Source organism: Paenibacillus forsythiae T98, assembly GCF_000520735.1.
GTDB lineage: Bacteria > Bacillota > Bacilli > Paenibacillales > Paenibacillaceae > Paenibacillus_AQ > Paenibacillus_AQ forsythiae.
The window spans coordinates 1-469 of sequence record NZ_ASSC01000623.1 but is presented as its reverse complement, the minus strand read 5'-3'; the positions used below and the strand labels follow the sequence as shown (position 1 = coordinate 469).

General features: G+C 64.4%; 1 protein-coding gene and 1 pseudogene. Both read right to left on the bottom strand.

Translation table 11 applies throughout. The features are described 5' to 3' along the window. A pseudogene (locus tag L692_RS0119340) lies at positions 1-194 on the bottom strand (methylated-DNA--[protein]-cysteine S-methyltransferase); the annotation flags it as partial. Next, the coding region (locus tag L692_RS31305) for a helix-turn-helix transcriptional regulator (RefSeq protein ID WP_025701706.1) at positions 160-469 on the bottom strand (310 nt) is incomplete at its 5' end. The gene L692_RS31305 and the pseudogene L692_RS0119340, both read right to left, overlap by 35 nt.

Genomic DNA, 469 nt, shown 5'->3' with positions numbered 1-469 from the left:
GCTCCCCACTCTTCAAAGGGCCGCTGATCGTCAGCCCCGCCGCTGCCCGGAGCGTAGCGGTCCAGCCAGGCCTTCGCCGTCTGCTCCGTGTCATGCTGAAAGGACAGGCGGCACAGCCCATCCGCGCCGCCCCAAAGCGTCCATGTCCGGTCCCCGAAGCTAAGGGTATGCCGGTATATTGTCTTCTGGCTCATCTGCCATTCCTCCTCCAACCCGTTCTCTGTATTCCGTGGGCGACGCTCCCGTATGCCGGTGAAACCAGGCGGCAAAATGGGAAGCGCTGCGAAAGCCAACCGTCCCGCCGATATCAGACACGGACATCCGGCCAAGGCGCAAAAGCGCGCAGGCGTGATCCAGCCGCACCCGATCCAGCCTGGCGGCGGGCGTCAGGCCGGTCACTTCCTTATAGACGCGGTGAAGATGAGAGGGGCTGACCCTCAGCCGCCCGGCCAAATCGTTCAGCGTCAGC